The sequence below is a fragment of the Brucella haematophila genome, from assembly GCF_005938105.1.
GTDB classification, from domain to species: Bacteria; Pseudomonadota; Alphaproteobacteria; order Rhizobiales; family Rhizobiaceae; genus Brucella; species Brucella haematophila.
The window spans coordinates 300,304-314,320 of record NZ_VCPE01000004.1; the positions used below are offsets into that span (position 1 = coordinate 300,304).

Here is a 14,017-nt window from a genome sequence, read left to right on the forward strand (position 1 = left end):
CTTACCGCGACAGCGCTTCGGCGGCATTACGCCGGTTGGTCAAAAGCACATAGAACAAGAGCAGCACCAGCATGACGGCCATCACCATCATGGCGAGCGCCGACCCGAACGGCCAGTTGCGCGCCGACAGGAACTGCCCTTCGATGAGATTGCCAAGCATCATCACCTTGGCACCGCCAAGCACGGCAGGCACAACGAAATTTCCGAGCGACGGAATGAAGACAATCACCGAACCGGCGGCAATGCCAGGTGCGGTCAGCGGCAGGACAATCCGGAAAAATGTCCGCACCGGACCAGCCCCCAGATCGAGCGACGCCTGCACCAGACGCCAGTCCAGCTTTTCAATGCTGGCATAGACCGGCATGAACATGAACGGCAGGAACACATAGACCATGCCCAGCACGATGGCCCCGTCGGTATAGATCATGTCGAGCGGGCGCGAAATGATGCCGAGCGACATCAGCGTTTCATTGATGAGACCTGTCGGGCGCAGGATCATCACCCAGACGAACAGCCGCACAATCAGACTGGCGAAGAACGGCAGAGTAATGAGGAAAATGCAGAAATTCTTCCACCGGTCGGGAAGCCTGCTGATGTAGAATGCAGCAGGATAAGCGACCAGCAAGGCGGCAATGACCGTTACGATGGCGATCCGGACCGAGCGAAAGAAAATCGAAAGATAGATCGGGTCGTATTCCTCGAATGCCGGGTCGGCAAAGCCCAGAATGCGCCCGAAATTATGCGGGTAGAACTCCCATTCGACACCGCCATAAAGACCGGGTGCAAGAAAGCTCGTCACCACCATAATCCCGAGCGGAATGGCGAAGAAGACCATCAGGAACAGCGTTGCCGGCCCAAGCAGAACCGTGAGTTGCATACGCCGCAGGGCAGCGAGGTTCATTGCACGCCCTCCCCTTCACACAGAAGGTGGACCGTAGCCGGATCGTAATACCAGCGCGCGGCCTGCCCTGGCTGCAGATCATTGACCGAGTTTCGGTCCACCGCTGGAATCTGCGCCATCAGCTTGCGCCCGGAAGCGAGACGCCCAAGCAGTTCGAAGGACGAACCGACAAAGACAATCTGGTCGAGCGTGACATCAAGCGCGCCATGTCTTTCATGGCGCGCGACAAGCGAGAAATTTTCAGGGCGCAGAAGTGCGGTGCCCTTGCCTTTGGCTGTGCCGTCACCGTGGTAATGCAGCACCGTCCCATCCCCCAGCACGAAGCCGTTGGCGTCGGCTTGGCCTTCCAGCAGATTGCTGGCGCCAACGAAATTGGCGACGAAGGCATTGACCGGGCGATCATACACAATACGCGGCGCGTCCAGCTGCTGGATGCGCCCATTGGAGAGCACCGCCACGCGATCCGACATGGTCAGCGCTTCCTGCTGGTCGTGAGTGACGAAGATGAAAGTAATGCCCAATTCGTGCTGCAAGGTCTTCAGCTCGAACTGCATTGCCTCGCGCAGATTCTTGTCGAGCGCGGATAGCGGCTCATCCAGCAGCAGAACTTTTGGCCGCGCTACAATGGCCCGGGCCAAAGCGACACGCTGCTGCTGGCCACCGGAGAGCTGACGCGGCAGGCGGGCTTCCATACCGGCCAGTCCCACCATCTGCAAAACAGCCCTGACCCGCTCCGTGCGCTCGGCCTTGCCGACACCGGCGACTTCGAGAGCATATCCGGCGTTCTGCCCAACGCTCATATGCGGAAACAGCGCATAGTTCTGAAAGACCGTATTGACCGGACGGCGATAAGGCGGTCGATCCGTCATGTCGACGCCGTCGATCTCGATCCTCCCGCTATCCAGTGCAGCGAACCCGCTGATTGCCTGGAGCAAGGTTGTCTTGCCGCAGCCCGACGGACCCAGCAATGTGATGAACTCATTCCGACCGATATCCAGATCGATACCGTCCAGTGCCTTGACCTCGCCGCCCTCCGGACTGGCAAAGGTCTTGGCGGCTGACACCAGCCGCACAATCGCATCGCGCATTTTTCGTTCCCCGAAATGTTATTGAATTAACTCTTGCGTGATTTGGTTATGTTGATACCATATTCCGGTACAAGTCAACGCCTCGAAGGCCCATCCTTTCCGTCACCAGCGATAAGCGGGAAAGGCTGTGGCCTTTGAGAAAAATGTGACAAACGACAAGGGGAACTACAATGACGACCTTCAAGGGTGCCGTTCAGCGCCTTGGGCTGATTGCGCTTACAGTTATGGGCATGTCTACCGGCAAAAGCTTCGCAGACGAGCTGAACATCTATAACTGGGGCGAGTATATCAATCCCGCCGTTCTTCAGAAGTTCGAGGAAGAGACCAAGATCAAGGTCAATCTTTCCACCTATTCCTCCAATGAGGAAATGCTGGCCAAGATTCAGGGCGGCGCCAGCGGCTATGACATCGTGTTTCCGTCCGTGCATATGCAGGACATCATGGCCAAGCTCGATCTGCTGGCCAAGACCGACATCAACACCTATGAGGGCTTCAAGAATATCGATCCGAAGTTCCTTCGCGCCAAAAGCGACCCGAAGGGCGAATATTGCCTGCCCTATGCCTTCGGAACGGTCGGCATTCTCTATAACCGCCGCGTGCTCGGCAAGGACATAACCGGCTGGAAAGACCTGCTGGCGACGGTCAAGGAAAAGGGGCTGAAGATCACCCTTCTCGACGATATGCGCGAAGTGCTGAGTGTTGGCCTCATCCTCAACGGCAATTCCGTGAATTCGACCGACCCGGCGCAACTTCAGAAAGCCGCCGATACGGTGATCGAGATGAAGCCCTATGTGGCCGCTTTCACCTATGATTCCCGACCGATGGTCGGCGCTGGCGATGTTGCCGCCGCGCATTTCTTCGTCGGTAGCATGATCGACGTCTTCGGCAATCCGAAAGACCTCGGCTATGTCATTCCGGAAGAAGGCGCGACCATGTATCAGGAAGATATGTGCGTTCTCAAAACGTCCCCGAACAAGGACAACGCTATCAAGTTCATGCAGTTCTACACGCGGCCTGAAATTGCGGCGCTCAATGTTGCCCAACAGACCAACGGTACGCCCAATGTGCCTGCCCGCCAGCTGACGCCGGACAACATCAAGAGCAGCACGGAAATCAACCCGACCGACGAAACGATGAAGCGGTTGCAGATCTTCGAAGATCTGGGCTCCGGCATTCGCCAGCTCGACCGGGTCTGGACAAAGGTAAAAACGGCACAATAAGCTGTTGCACCATCTCCAGTCGCCGCTATAGCGACTGGAGTACATCCCGAAGATCTTGAAACGGTTTTTGGATCAGATGGGCTTAAAACAAATAGATAGAGCGGTTTTGGTGATTTCGTTCCAGGGGGAACCGCTGTGGTGCTTACGGGAGGGGTAAGATTTGGCTAAAGACATTCTCGTACGCCTGCAAAGCGCCGAGCTGCGTAAATCCAAGGCCGACAAGCTGATCGCCAACTATATTGAGCGCAACATCGCCGATCTTCCATTTGAAACGGCAAAGTCCATCGCCGAACGGCTTGGCATTTCTCAAATGACAGTGGGCCGTTACCTGCGGCGGCTGGGCTTCGACGGACTGGAAGAAATGAAAGCCGCGCTCAGGCGCGGTCGTTCCAATCCGGCTTGGCAGGTGAAGGGACCGGTCGCCCGGCTGCAGCAGGATTTCCGCGAAGGAAAACTGCTCGCCGGTCTGGTTCAGGAGCAGATCGAGAATCTCGGCACCGTCTACGAACTGACCACCAGCCCGGAATGGCAGCAGACCATCGACGCGCTGATCGATGCGCGCGAAGTCTATGTTGCCGCCTATCAGAATGTGCGTGGCATTGCGCAATATTTTGCTTCGCAGCTTTCCTATTCGCGCCCCGGCGTCTCCTTCGTGGACGGGCTGAATGGCACCTATGCAGAACTGCTGGATGGCTCCGTCGAAAACCGCGTGCTGTTTCTGCACGATGTGCGCCGTTTTGCCTCCAAGGCGCGCCCTCTGGCGGTCGAAGCCCGCCGTGTCGGCGTGAAGGTAATCCTGCTGACCGACGAATTCTGCTCCTGGGCAAATGAAGTCGCCGACATCGCGCTCATCGTTCCCGGCTCTCACGGCCCGCTCTGGGATGGAGCGGCGACGATGACGGCGATCATGGACCTCATGCTTTCACATATCATCATTCTGCTCGGCAGCGCTGTCGATGAGCGGGTGCAACAACTAACCCGCTTGCAGGATATTTTCGGCGACTTCGAGAGCTAGGTTTATCCCTGCTCCACGAATTCATGCACGGATATGGTGCTGTTCCCGGTCCCGGCTGCCTGAATCGCCAGCACGGTCGCGAGTGTCATCATGCCATCGCGTGCGGACACCAAAGGCTCCGCCTCGCGACGGACAACCGATAGAAAATGGTCGAGCTGATTGACGTAGGCACGCGACCCATCCAGCGAAACATGCTGGCGCAGAAGCGGGTCCTGCCAGTTGCCATCCGGGTTTTCGTGACGCCACAAATCCATGCCAGGCCCAGTCAGGCAACCTTTCGTACCGCCGAAATAACAGGTGTTCTCCGGCTGATGTTGAAATAAATTGGGATACTGTTACTCTTCAACGCCCGCTTAAAATGGAAAAAAGATGAAATCTGTCGACTACACTATTTATAAGCTCTAAATACCCCATTGCAGGACGCGTTTTATGAAGCCTTACTTTAAGCTCTTCTTCTGCTTCGGAGAAAGATTTCATATATCCTCCAAAATATTTAATATCGTCATTTGTAAGGTTATTAATATTTTTATGGGTGTTATTTTTGTAAAAATTTAAATATTTACTCAATAAGTCCAATCTTTTTGCAGAATTAGATCTTTGATAAATCACACTTTTGCTAAAAGCGACATCAATGAGATTTAACTTTGATCCTTTTCCTCTTATATAATCAATATAATCATCGGATACATGAATCATTTCTTCATATTTTCCTATTTTTACTTCATAATGTTTAATCATACGCGATGATTGCGCCTTTAATTCCGACAAAATGCCAAATTCCTGCCTATCAGTCTCTTGACTACGATGCCCAAAGTGCTCTTCAAGATTTACTGGTTTGGACCAAAGCCGTCCGGAAATATTCTGATCACCAGGCGACCAGCCCTTGGTACGCCTTATGGGCGATGATGCGTCGCCGCTCATACCTAATGACGCTGAATGTACCTCGCTTAGGGCTATAACCTCATCAGAAGTACTTTCCCTTATAACTGGCTCTATCATCTTAAATCTCCGAAATTATAATACAAAACTAGAGCTGCACAGAAAATTTAAAAGCTGTTTCCAGTACCAGCCCCAATCACAAGACAAAGCACTTGCCAATAATGCGCATCCTCCGTTCCTCTATTGACCGCAAGATCACGGCATCGATCATAAGAGAATTGCCAAGAGCTCTGCCGTCGAACGGGAGTGCGATACTAGGCTAGGCCCGGGACCTGGCTTTGAAGCCGGGGGAGTGGATATGAGAAGCCGGATCTCCGGCGGTCATTTTGGGAGTCAAACAATCAGCAGCAGCCCGCCGCCTGCATGACGGCGCCATTTCGCACTGAAATAACGCTCGAGTTTTCCGATTCGCCCCACAATTATGGACAACTCGCAGATCATCCGAGAAAGTCTCACACTCTGCTGCAAGTCGGGATATCGCATTGTCACCGGAACGCGAGACATGTATGATAAACTGTCGAATATCTGAGATATCTACTAATGCGTTATGAATCCTCCAATGAGTCCATCGCTGAAAGCTGCTATCGCCGCATTCGCACCGATATTATCTTCGGGCGTCTGGCGCCTGCACAACGGTTACGGCTGGAAAGCCTGAAGGATTCATACGACACCAGCGTCAGCACACTGCGCGAAATTCTCAACCGTCTGTCGTCGGAGGGCTTTGTCGTTGCAGAGGGGCAGCGCGGCTTCGAAGTCGCCCCCATGTCGGATGCCGATCTCAAGGAAATCGCCGCATTGCGCCTGCTGCTGGAAACCCATGCGCTTGAACAATCCTTCGCCTTCGGCGGCATGGATTGGGAGGCACAACTGGTCTCGTCGCACTATAAACTGGCGCGGATGGAGCAGATCATGGCATCAGGCGATGCCAGCCGGGCGGAAGAGTGGAAGCGCTATGACTGGGAGTTTCATCAGGCGCTGATTTCTGCCTGCGGTTCCCGGTTGCTGATGGAAACCCATGCCACCGTCTTCGATAAGTATCTGCGCTATCAGATGGTTGCGCTGTCCTATCGCGGCGACGTCGCCGAAAAGGAACACAAGCAATTGCTCGATGCGGCACTGGCGCGCAATGCAACCGAGGCAAAAGCCATTCTTATCAAGCACATAGACGGCGGCGTCCAACATGCGCTTGCCGGGGGTACGCTGCCCTGATCGGCCACTCTTCCTGCCACCATTTTTGAACAGGACCGCTACGGAAAAGGACAAGCCATGCTGCGGGAAGACAGTGCATCCACCGAAACCGTCAGCGATGTGGTTTTCCGGCAGATCCGCAAGGACATCATTTCGGGAACATTGCCGCCCCGGACCAAGATCAAGCTTGAACAGGCAAAGGAGCGCTATTCGATCAGCGTTTCGTCACTTCGCGAAATCCTCAACCGGCTGACCACGGAAAATCTCGTCGTGGCCGAGGGGCAGCGCGGCTTTGAAGTCAGCCCTGCCTCCCGCAAGGAACTGGAGGAACTGGCCGATCTGCGCGGAGTTCTCGAAACCCATGCCATCGCGCTTTCCTTTGCAGCCGGTGACCTCGAATGGGAAGGGCGCATCGTTGCCGCTCACCACAAGCTGGCCGCGGCGGAACGGGTTTTGCTCGCGGGCGATGCATCGCGCACCATCGACTGGGTCCGTTACGACTGGGAGTTTCACCAGGCCATTGTGTCGGCTTGCGATTCGGAAACGCTACTGACGGCGCTATCCTCGGTGTTCGACCGCTTTCTGCGCTATCACATGCTGGCACAGACATTTCGCGGACGCGCTGTCGTGGATGACCACAAATTGCTGTTTGAACTTGCCGTTGCACGCGATGTCGAAGGCGCGCAAGCCGTCATACGCCGCCATATCCAGAGCGGTGTGGACCATATCCTCAAAAGCGGTCGTATTGCCTGATCCGTCATCCGCTTGTTCACGCCAACCATTCCGGCGGGCGAGCAAAAATGCGTTTTATGTAAAATTCAAAATCTCATATGATTTCGATAAACTCGGTTGATTAGCCAAGCATCATCTGCCAAACATATAATCATACGGCCATCTGATCCACGGGAGAGGATCGATAGAGCGCCAGTTTTTGGGAGGAGGAACGAATGCTTAAGTCTATGCTGACACGTCGTCACATGATGCTGGGTGCGGCAGCGCTGGTTGCAGCCGTTGGGCTCGCCAAGCCCGCAGCAGCCATTACGCCAGAGGAAATCAAGACGCGCGGCAAGCTCATCGTTGGTATTCAGGGCGACAATCCGCCATGGGGTTTTGTGACAAGCGCAGGCCAGCAGGACGGTCTCGACGCCGATATTGCCAATCTGTTCGGCAAGGAACTGGGCGTTCCGGTCGAATTTGTACCGCTTGAAGTCAATAACCGCATTCCCGCGCTGACCACGGGACGCGTCGATGTGCTGTTCGCTACTATGGCCATGCTGCCTGAACGCGCCAAGGCTGTGCAGTTCAGCAAGCCTTATGTAGCGAATGCCATCGTACTGATCGGCCCGAAATCCATGTCGATCAAGACCAATGACGACATGGCCAATCTCACCATCGGTGTTGCCAAAGGCGCTGCGCAGGACACGCAGGTTACCAAGAACGCGCCGTCCAGCGCCACCATCCGTCGTTATGACGGCGACGCGCCGAGCGTACAGGCTCTGGCTTCCGGTCAGGTGCAGGCGCTTGGCGGCAATATCTTCTATATGGATCGCGTCGAAAAGGCCCGTCCGGGTGAGTTCGAAAACAAGCTGGAATTCCAGAAGCTCTATAACGGTGCTTGCACGCGTCTGGGCGAAAAGGAACTCAACGCCGCGATCAACACCTTCATCGACAAGATCAAGGACAATGGCGAGCTGAAGAAAATCTACGACAAGTGGATGAAAGTGCCCGTTCCGGAATTCCCGGAAAAGCTTGAAGGCGTTTCCTTTACCGCGAACTGATAATTCAGCGATCCTGATTGCAGACGCTGGCTAACAGCATTTTCGGCAAAAGCGCGAAGTCGCTTTGCGTTCAAATGCACAAAAACGAGAATTGGAGAGGCTCCGGGGGGCGCTTCTCCGATTAACAAACGCCAGCGTCTGCAACCGTTTCCTCATGTCGTAAAACGGCCTGCCTGCCGTTTCGGGAAGCACCATGTCCAGAACCATCTTTATCTTGAACGGCCCCAATCTCAATCTGCTCGGCGAGCGCGAACCGACTGTCTATGGCACCACGACGCTTGCCGATATTCGCGACCGCGCAACACAAGTGGCCGAAACGCTTGGGTTTACGGTGGACTTTCGCCAGACCAATTTTGAGGGCGAACTGGTGGAAAGCGTGCATCAGGCGCGCAAGCAAGCTTGCGGTATCATCGTCAACCCGGCGGGCTATACATTCACTTCGGTCGCCCTGCTTGACGCCTTGAAGATGTTCGACGGCCCGAAGATTGAGCTGCATATTTCAAACGTCCATGCCCGCGAGAGCATCTACCACAATTCCCTCATTTCACGCGTCGCAACCGGCATCCTGATTGGCTTCGGCGCAAATGGTTATGAGCTGGCCGTGCAAGCCATGGCAAAGATGGTCGACAAAGACTGACCGAAAGACATCTGGCCACACCGGTCAATTGGAGCAAAGAGAACAACGGCGACCAGAAAGACGACGCGTCGCCCAAGGCTCAGGGCCTGTTGTTCAAGAGCAAACAGACAGAGCGAACGATGAATTATACTCTGGACTTCACGCCGGTCATCGATGGCCTCCCCAACCTGCTGCTTGCCTGTTTGGGAACCTTTACCATGGCCATATTCGGCATGTTGCTGGCAATCGTCATCGGTATTGGGGGTGTCCTGCTGCGCAGCTCACGCTTCTGGTTTCTGCGCTGGCTGGTCATCGGCTTTGTCGAACTCATCCGCAATACGCCATTTCTCGTCCAGATCTTCTTCATCTATTTCGCATTGCCGCTTGCCGGTGTCCGGCTCGACCCGACGCCAACCGCCATCATCGCACTGGGCATCAATGGCGGTGCCTATGCCATCGAGATCATTCGCGGCGGGGTTCAATCCATTCCAAAGGGCCAGATCGAAGCGGGTATCGCGCTTGGCCTGCATAAGGCGCAGGTCTTCAGGCTGATCGTGCTGAAACCGGCCTTGCGGGCGATCTTCCCGTCGCTGACAAGCCAGTTCATCCTGTTGACGCTGACGACCAGCATTGCCTCTGCAATCTCGGCCTATGAACTGACTTCCGTTGCCCAGCGCATCGAATCCGACAGCTTCCGCAGCTTCGAGGTCTATTTTACCGTCACGGCGTTCTATCTGGTGATTTCCTGGGTCATGATGCGCCTCTTCTCCTTCATCTCGGCGCGCTATTTCGCCTATCCGGTCAAGTAGGAGTTTCCCCATGGGTCACGATGAATTTGTCTTCCTGCTGATTGGATTGAAGTGGACAGTGGCGCTCTCGGCTGTTGGCTTTGTCTGCGGTTGCACGGCAGGCCTTGGCATTGCCTTGCTGCGCACATCTGGCATTCCAGCGCTGGAACGGATGACCGCTGGCTATATCGCGGTCTTTCAAGGCACACCGCTTCTGATGCAGCTCTTTGTGGTCTATTACGGCCTTGCGCTCATCGGCCTGAAACTCGATGCATGGCTTGCCGTTGCGATTGGCCTGACGCTGCATGCCAGCGCCTATCTGGGTGAAATCTGGCGCGGCTCCATTGAAGCGGTTCCCAGAGGCCAGACGGAGGCCGCGAAAGCGCTCAGCCTTCGTTATTTCTGGCGTATGAAGGACGTGATCCTGCCACAGGCGATCCGCATTTCGCTGCCTGCCACCATCGGCTTTCTGGTGCAGCTGATCAAGGGAACCTCGCTTGCCTCCATCGTCGGCTTTACCGAACTGACACGGGCTGGAAACATTATCTCGAACCAGATTTTCGAACCGCTCACCGTCTTCGGCATTGTTGGCGCGCTCTATTTCCTGATGTGCTGCCCGCTGACGATCTTCGGCGCGCATCTTGAACGCAAGTTTGCCGCATCAAGCCGTTGAGCCTGACCTATGCCCGGAGTGACCCGATGATCCACCAGCCCTCTGCCGAGACTTCCGATGCAATGATCCGCTTGCAGAATGTCGAAAAATGGTACGGCAATTTTCAAGCCCTGCACGATGTCAATCTGGCGGTGCGCAAGGGAGAAAAGATCGTTCTTTGCGGACCGTCCGGCAGCGGAAAATCCACGCTCATTCGCTGCATCAATCATCTGGAAACCTACCAGAAGGGCGAAATCCACGTCGGCGGCATTCTGCTCGGCCATGCGGGCAAAACCATTGATGCTGTGCGCCGCGAGGTGGGCATGGTGTTCCAGCAGTTCAATCTCTTCCCGCATCTCACCGTGCTGCAAAACTGCATGCTCGCGCCGATGCGCTCGCTGGGGGCCAGCAAGGCAGACGCGGAAAAGAGCGCCAAAGCGCTTTTGAACCGCGTGAAAATTCTCGAGCAGGCCGACAAATTTCCGTCGCAGCTTTCCGGCGGTCAGCAGCAGCGCGTCGCCATCGCCCGCGCGCTGTGCATGAAGCCGAAGGTCATGCTCTTCGACGAACCAACCTCCGCCCTTGATCCCGAAATGGTCAAGGAGGTACTCGACACCATGGTCAGCCTTGCGGATGAAGGCATGACGATGATCTGCGTTACCCATGAAATGGGCTTTGCACGACAGGTGGCCGACCGCGTGATCTTCATGGCCGAGGGCGCGATTATCGAACAGGCTTCTCCGGACGAATTCTTCGCCGATCCGAAACAGGAACGCACGCGTAAATTTCTGGGCGAGTTATTGCATCACTAGTAGTATTAAAGCGACGTTGTGCCTGCGCCGGTACTGGATACGGAGCGGGGCAGCGAAGCGCCGGAAACGTCGCGCAATATCTGGATGAGCATTTGCAGTGCCCCGGAGCTGACCGTGTCTGTCCGCATTGTCAGGCCCACCGGGCCGACAGTTTCGCTGGTATCGATGGGCAACATGACCAGTTTGCCTTCCGCTACATCGCGCGCGACAACTCCTTCGGAGATGATCCAGATCGCATCGCTGTCACGAACAAAAGCGCGCCCGAAAGCATCCGAAACGGTTTCCACCTGAATGGGCAGCGCGCCGATGCCATTGGCGATCAGCAGTCGTTCCACAAACGGGCGAATAATCGAATTCTGCGTCGGCATCAGCACCGGATAATCCGCCAGATGATCGAAGACTGGTCGCCCGTCAGTCAGCGGATGCCCTGCCCGAACCAGAAACCGCACCTGCTCGGAATAAAGGTGCTCGAAGGAAAAGCCGGTCATCTTTTCCGGCGCGGCCAGACGCCCGACAACCAGATCAAGATCGCCAACGCGCAATTGCTCCAGCAAAACCGCATTCTCGCCCGTGACGATCTTCACACGACTGCCCGCCTTTTCCGCCAGAAACAGGCTCATGGCTTTCGGCATGATGCGTGTGGAAACGGTCGGCAGAGCGCCGATACGGATCGGCGGGCCGGAACCGTCCAGCTCATGCGAGACGGAGTCGAGCCCCTGCCGCAAGGCCGTCAGCGCCGTGCCCGCATGGCGCAGAAACACCTCGCCGAAGCGTGTCAGGCGAATACCGCGGCCGTCACGCTCCAGAACCGGAACACCCAGCACATCCTCCAGTTCCCGGATTGTCTTGGTGACAGCGGGCTGGCTGATGTTCAAAATCTCAGACGCCTTGACCACACTCTTCTGCCGCGCCACTTCAACGAAGGTGTGCAGATGGCGAAACTTGATCCTGTTCCCGATCACGTAATTATATAACCTATAAGTTATGATTCAGACTGATAATATCATTTTACTTAACCAATTGGAAAGCGCAACAGTGCTGATCAAGAGGAGAAAGCCGTGCAATTCGCCAACGTAAATGACGTCGTGCTTCACTATGATTTGCAGTGGAGCGGAGATGAGAAGCCTGTTCTGGTTTTCATCAATTCGCTGGGAACCGACATGCGCATCTGGGATGATGTTCGGGCAAAGCTCGGCAACGATATCCCGACGCTGGTTTATGACAAGCGCGGACACGGCCTTTCCGATATCGGCAACACCCCCTACTCCATCGCGCTTCTGGCGCAGGACCTGATCGCGCTTCTCGAAAAGCTGTCGATCCGCCGCGTGGTGTTGTGCGGCCTCTCGGTCGGCGGTCTGATTGCGCAGGGTGTTTATGCCGCTCGCCCCGATCTCGTCGCAGGCATGATCCTGTCCAACACCGCACACAAGATTGGCACTGCGGACATGTGGAACGCCCGCATCGACGCTATTTTGCAGAACGGTCTGGCCAGCATTCTGGATGGCACCATGCCGCGCTGGTTCACCGATGATTTCCGCAAGCCCGACAATGATGCCTTCCGCGCCTATTGCAACATGTTCGTGCGCCAGCCGCTCGATGGCTATGCGGCCACCTGCGCAGCCCTGCGCGATGCCGATTTCACGGAAGCGGCGAAGGCGATTTCCGTGCCGGTGCTTTGTGTCGTCGGCGATCGGGATGGCGCAACGCCGCCTGCGCTCGTCAAGGAACTGGCAAGCTTCGTGCCCGGCGCGACTTTCGCTGAAATCGCGCATAGCGGCCACATACCCTGCGTGGAACAACCGGACGCCTATGTCTCGCTGTTGCGCGATTTTCTTTCAACCCGACTTTCAAATTAAGCTTCCAGGGAGAATTACCATGGGTGACACTGCCGAGCGCTCCGAGCGTTACAAGCTTGGAATGAGCGTCCGTCGCTCGGTTCTTGGCGATGCGCATGTGGACCGGGCATCGAATAGCGCCACGGGTCTTGATGCGCCGTTCCAGGAGCTTATTACCGAAACGGCATGGGGAACGGTCTGGTCACGTCCGCAATGGACCAAGCGCGAGCGTTCCATGGTAACGATTGCGCTTCTGGCCGCACTTGGCCAGGACGATGAAGTTGCAATGCATATCCGCGCCACGAAGAATACCGGCGCGACCAAGGAAGACATCTGCGAAGCTCTGCTGCATGTTGCGATTTATGCGGGTGTGCCCGCATCGAACCACGCGTTCAAGATCGCCAAACAGACCTACGCACAGATGGAAGCGGAGGAAGCCGAGAAATGAAAAACACACCGCCGGAAACGAGCCCCTTTTTCGCTCGCGATCTGACCATGCATCCACCGGCCTATACGCCGTGGTACAAGACATCCGTTCTGCGTTCGCCCACCCGCGCACTGCTGTCGCTGGAAGGCACCAAGAGCGAGGTTACCGGCCCGGTTTTCGGGCACGGCATGTTGAACGAACTCGATAACGACCTGATCCGCAATTATGCGCGCCCCGGCGAAATGCCGGTCGGCCCGCGCATTCTGGTGCATGGTCGCGTGCTGGATGAAAGCAATCGCCCGGTGCCGGGTGCGCTGCTCGAATTCTGGCAGGCCAATGCCGGCGGTCGCTACCGCCACAAGAAAGAAACCTATCTCGCCGCCATCGATCCGAATTTCGGCGGCGTTGGCCGTACCATCACCGATGAGAACGGCTATTACTGGTTCAAGACGATCCAGCCGGGCGCTTATCCGTGGCCGAACGGTGTCAATGACTGGCGCCCGGCCCATATCCACTTCTCGATCTTCGGACATGGTTTCGCGCAACGTCTGATCACCCAGATGTATTTCGAAGGCGATCCGCTGATCTGGCGCTGCCCGATCGTGAAGACGGTCCCTGACAGAAGCGCGGTCGAACGCCTCATCGCGCCGCTCGACATGAATGCGACCCTGCCGATGGATATGCTGGCCTACAAATTTGACATTGTGTTGCGCGGACGCCGCTCGACCTTCTTTGAAAACCGTCCGGAGGGCAACTGA

At 55.9% G+C, this 14,017-nt stretch carries 17 protein-coding genes; 12 read left to right on the forward strand and 5 right to left on the reverse strand.

Going from position 1 to position 14,017, the window contains the following annotated elements; all coding sequences use genetic code 11:
* Window position 1: 1 nt before the first annotated feature.
* A complete protein-coding gene (locus FGI60_RS08905; protein WP_138784880.1) occupies window positions 2-901 on the reverse strand; it encodes an ABC transporter permease in 900 nt (299 codons plus the stop codon).
* The gene (locus FGI60_RS08910; protein ID WP_138784881.1) at window positions 898-1,989 is read right to left on the reverse strand and encodes an ABC transporter ATP-binding protein; all 1,092 of its coding nucleotides are present in this window, start codon (window positions 1,987-1,989) and stop codon (window positions 898-900) included. The genes FGI60_RS08905 and FGI60_RS08910 overlap by 4 nt, the downstream gene beginning before the upstream one ends.
* A gap of 170 nt (window positions 1,990-2,159) precedes the next feature.
* Here FGI60_RS08910 and FGI60_RS08915 point away from each other — a divergent pair, with 170 nt between their 5' ends.
* Window positions 2,160-3,209, forward strand: a complete 1,050-nt coding sequence (locus FGI60_RS08915; protein ID WP_138784882.1) for a polyamine ABC transporter substrate-binding protein — start codon at window positions 2,160-2,162, stop codon at window positions 3,207-3,209.
* Between the two features lie 160 nt (window positions 3,210-3,369).
* The gene (locus FGI60_RS08920) at window positions 3,370-4,224 is read left to right on the forward strand and encodes a MurR/RpiR family transcriptional regulator (RefSeq protein WP_138784883.1); all 855 of its coding nucleotides are present in this window, start codon (window positions 3,370-3,372) and stop codon (window positions 4,222-4,224) included.
* Window positions 4,225-4,226: 2 nt separating this feature from the next.
* On the opposite strand, the gene FGI60_RS08925 is transcribed toward FGI60_RS08920, so the two are convergent.
* Together FGI60_RS08925 and FGI60_RS08930 are read right to left on the reverse strand one after the other, a co-directional pair.
* The gene (locus FGI60_RS08925; protein WP_138784884.1) at window positions 4,227-4,478 is read right to left on the reverse strand and encodes a hypothetical protein; all 252 of its coding nucleotides are present in this window, start codon (window positions 4,476-4,478) and stop codon (window positions 4,227-4,229) included.
* Window positions 4,479-4,566: 88 nt separating this feature from the next.
* Window positions 4,567-5,223 carry a hypothetical protein gene (locus FGI60_RS08930; RefSeq protein WP_138784885.1) on the reverse strand — a complete coding sequence of 219 codons (657 nt, stop codon included), beginning with the start codon at window positions 5,221-5,223 and terminating at the stop codon, window positions 4,567-4,569.
* Between the two features lie 480 nt (window positions 5,224-5,703).
* On the opposite strand from FGI60_RS08930, the gene FGI60_RS08935 reads away from it, so the two are divergent.
* The 7 genes from FGI60_RS08935 (at window position 5,704) to FGI60_RS08965 (ending at window position 10,997) form a co-directional block, all read left to right on the forward strand.
* On the forward strand, window positions 5,704-6,372 hold the full coding sequence (locus tag FGI60_RS08935; protein WP_078336742.1) for a GntR family transcriptional regulator: 669 nt from the start codon (window positions 5,704-5,706) through the stop codon (window positions 6,370-6,372).
* Window positions 6,373-6,429: 57 nt separating this feature from the next.
* On the forward strand, window positions 6,430-7,104 hold the full coding sequence (locus FGI60_RS08940; protein ID WP_138784886.1) for a GntR family transcriptional regulator: 675 nt from the start codon (window positions 6,430-6,432) through the stop codon (window positions 7,102-7,104).
* 194 nt (window positions 7,105-7,298) lie between these two features.
* Window positions 7,299-8,129: a transporter substrate-binding domain-containing protein gene (locus FGI60_RS08945; protein ID WP_138784887.1), complete on the forward strand. Its 831-nt coding sequence runs from the start codon at window positions 7,299-7,301 to the stop codon at window positions 8,127-8,129.
* A 193-nt stretch (window positions 8,130-8,322) separates the two neighbouring features.
* A complete protein-coding gene (aroQ, locus tag FGI60_RS08950) occupies window positions 8,323-8,766 on the forward strand; it encodes a type II 3-dehydroquinate dehydratase (RefSeq protein ID WP_078336739.1) in 444 nt (147 codons plus the stop codon).
* Window positions 8,767-8,885: 119 nt separating this feature from the next.
* Window positions 8,886-9,554, forward strand: coding sequence for an amino acid ABC transporter permease (locus FGI60_RS08955; protein ID WP_138784888.1), 669 nt, complete (start codon window positions 8,886-8,888; stop codon window positions 9,552-9,554).
* A gap of 10 nt (window positions 9,555-9,564) precedes the next feature.
* Window positions 9,565-10,206, forward strand: a complete 642-nt coding sequence (locus FGI60_RS08960; RefSeq protein ID WP_138784889.1) for an amino acid ABC transporter permease — start codon at window positions 9,565-9,567, stop codon at window positions 10,204-10,206.
* A gap of 62 nt (window positions 10,207-10,268) precedes the next feature.
* Window positions 10,269-10,997, forward strand: a complete 729-nt coding sequence (locus FGI60_RS08965) for an amino acid ABC transporter ATP-binding protein (RefSeq protein WP_138784964.1) — start codon at window positions 10,269-10,271, stop codon at window positions 10,995-10,997.
* A 5-nt stretch (window positions 10,998-11,002) separates the two neighbouring features.
* On the opposite strand, the gene pcaQ is transcribed toward FGI60_RS08965, so the two are convergent.
* Window positions 11,003-11,959, reverse strand: coding sequence for a pca operon transcription factor PcaQ (gene pcaQ / locus FGI60_RS08970; RefSeq protein ID WP_138784890.1), 957 nt, complete (start codon window positions 11,957-11,959; stop codon window positions 11,003-11,005).
* A gap of 96 nt (window positions 11,960-12,055) precedes the next feature.
* Between pcaQ and pcaD the strand changes: the two genes are divergently transcribed.
* The 3 genes from pcaD to pcaH are packed head-to-tail and all read left to right on the forward strand — an operon-like array spanning window position 12,056 to window position 14,017.
* Entirely contained in the window at window positions 12,056-12,853 is a 798-nt protein-coding gene (gene pcaD / locus FGI60_RS08975) for a 3-oxoadipate enol-lactonase (RefSeq protein WP_138784891.1), read from the forward strand.
* Window positions 12,854-12,872: 19 nt separating this feature from the next.
* Window positions 12,873-13,280: a 4-carboxymuconolactone decarboxylase gene (gene pcaC / locus FGI60_RS08980; protein WP_138784892.1), complete on the forward strand. Its 408-nt coding sequence runs from the start codon at window positions 12,873-12,875 to the stop codon at window positions 13,278-13,280.
* On the forward strand, window positions 13,277-14,017 hold the full coding sequence (pcaH, locus tag FGI60_RS08985) for a protocatechuate 3,4-dioxygenase subunit beta (RefSeq protein WP_138784893.1): 741 nt from the start codon (window positions 13,277-13,279) through the stop codon (window positions 14,015-14,017). The genes pcaC and pcaH overlap by 4 nt, the downstream gene beginning before the upstream one ends.

Bases quoted from the DNA above. Each gene is read 5' to 3' on its own strand.
- FGI60_RS08910 (WP_138784881.1), bottom strand. From the start codon at position 1,989: ATGCGCGATGCGATTGTGCGGCTGGTGTCAGCCGCCAAGACCTTTGCC.
- FGI60_RS08935 (WP_078336742.1), top strand. From the start codon at position 5,704: ATGCGTTATGAATCCTCCAATGAGTCCATCGCTGAAAGCTGCTATCGC.
- FGI60_RS08930 (WP_138784885.1), bottom strand. From the start codon at position 5,223: ATGATAGAGCCAGTTATAAGGGAAAGTACTTCTGATGAGGTTATAGCC.
- FGI60_RS08960 (WP_138784889.1), top strand. From the start codon at position 9,565: ATGGGTCACGATGAATTTGTCTTCCTGCTGATTGGATTGAAGTGGACA.
- aroQ (WP_078336739.1), top strand. From the start codon at position 8,323: ATGTCCAGAACCATCTTTATCTTGAACGGCCCCAATCTCAATCTGCTC.
- FGI60_RS08945 (WP_138784887.1), top strand. From the start codon at position 7,299: ATGCTTAAGTCTATGCTGACACGTCGTCACATGATGCTGGGTGCGGCA.
- pcaC (WP_138784892.1), top strand. From the start codon at position 12,873: ATGGGTGACACTGCCGAGCGCTCCGAGCGTTACAAGCTTGGAATGAGC.
- FGI60_RS08905 (WP_138784880.1), bottom strand. From the start codon at position 901: ATGAACCTCGCTGCCCTGCGGCGTATGCAACTCACGGTTCTGCTTGGG.
- pcaH (WP_138784893.1), top strand. From the start codon at position 13,277: ATGAAAAACACACCGCCGGAAACGAGCCCCTTTTTCGCTCGCGATCTG.
- FGI60_RS08955 (WP_138784888.1), top strand. From the start codon at position 8,886: ATGAATTATACTCTGGACTTCACGCCGGTCATCGATGGCCTCCCCAAC.
- FGI60_RS08965 (WP_138784964.1), top strand. From the start codon at position 10,269: ATGATCCGCTTGCAGAATGTCGAAAAATGGTACGGCAATTTTCAAGCC.
- FGI60_RS08940 (WP_138784886.1), top strand. From the start codon at position 6,430: ATGCTGCGGGAAGACAGTGCATCCACCGAAACCGTCAGCGATGTGGTT.
- FGI60_RS08925 (WP_138784884.1), bottom strand. From the start codon at position 4,478: ATGGATTTGTGGCGTCACGAAAACCCGGATGGCAACTGGCAGGACCCG.
- FGI60_RS08915 (WP_138784882.1), top strand. From the start codon at position 2,160: ATGACGACCTTCAAGGGTGCCGTTCAGCGCCTTGGGCTGATTGCGCTT.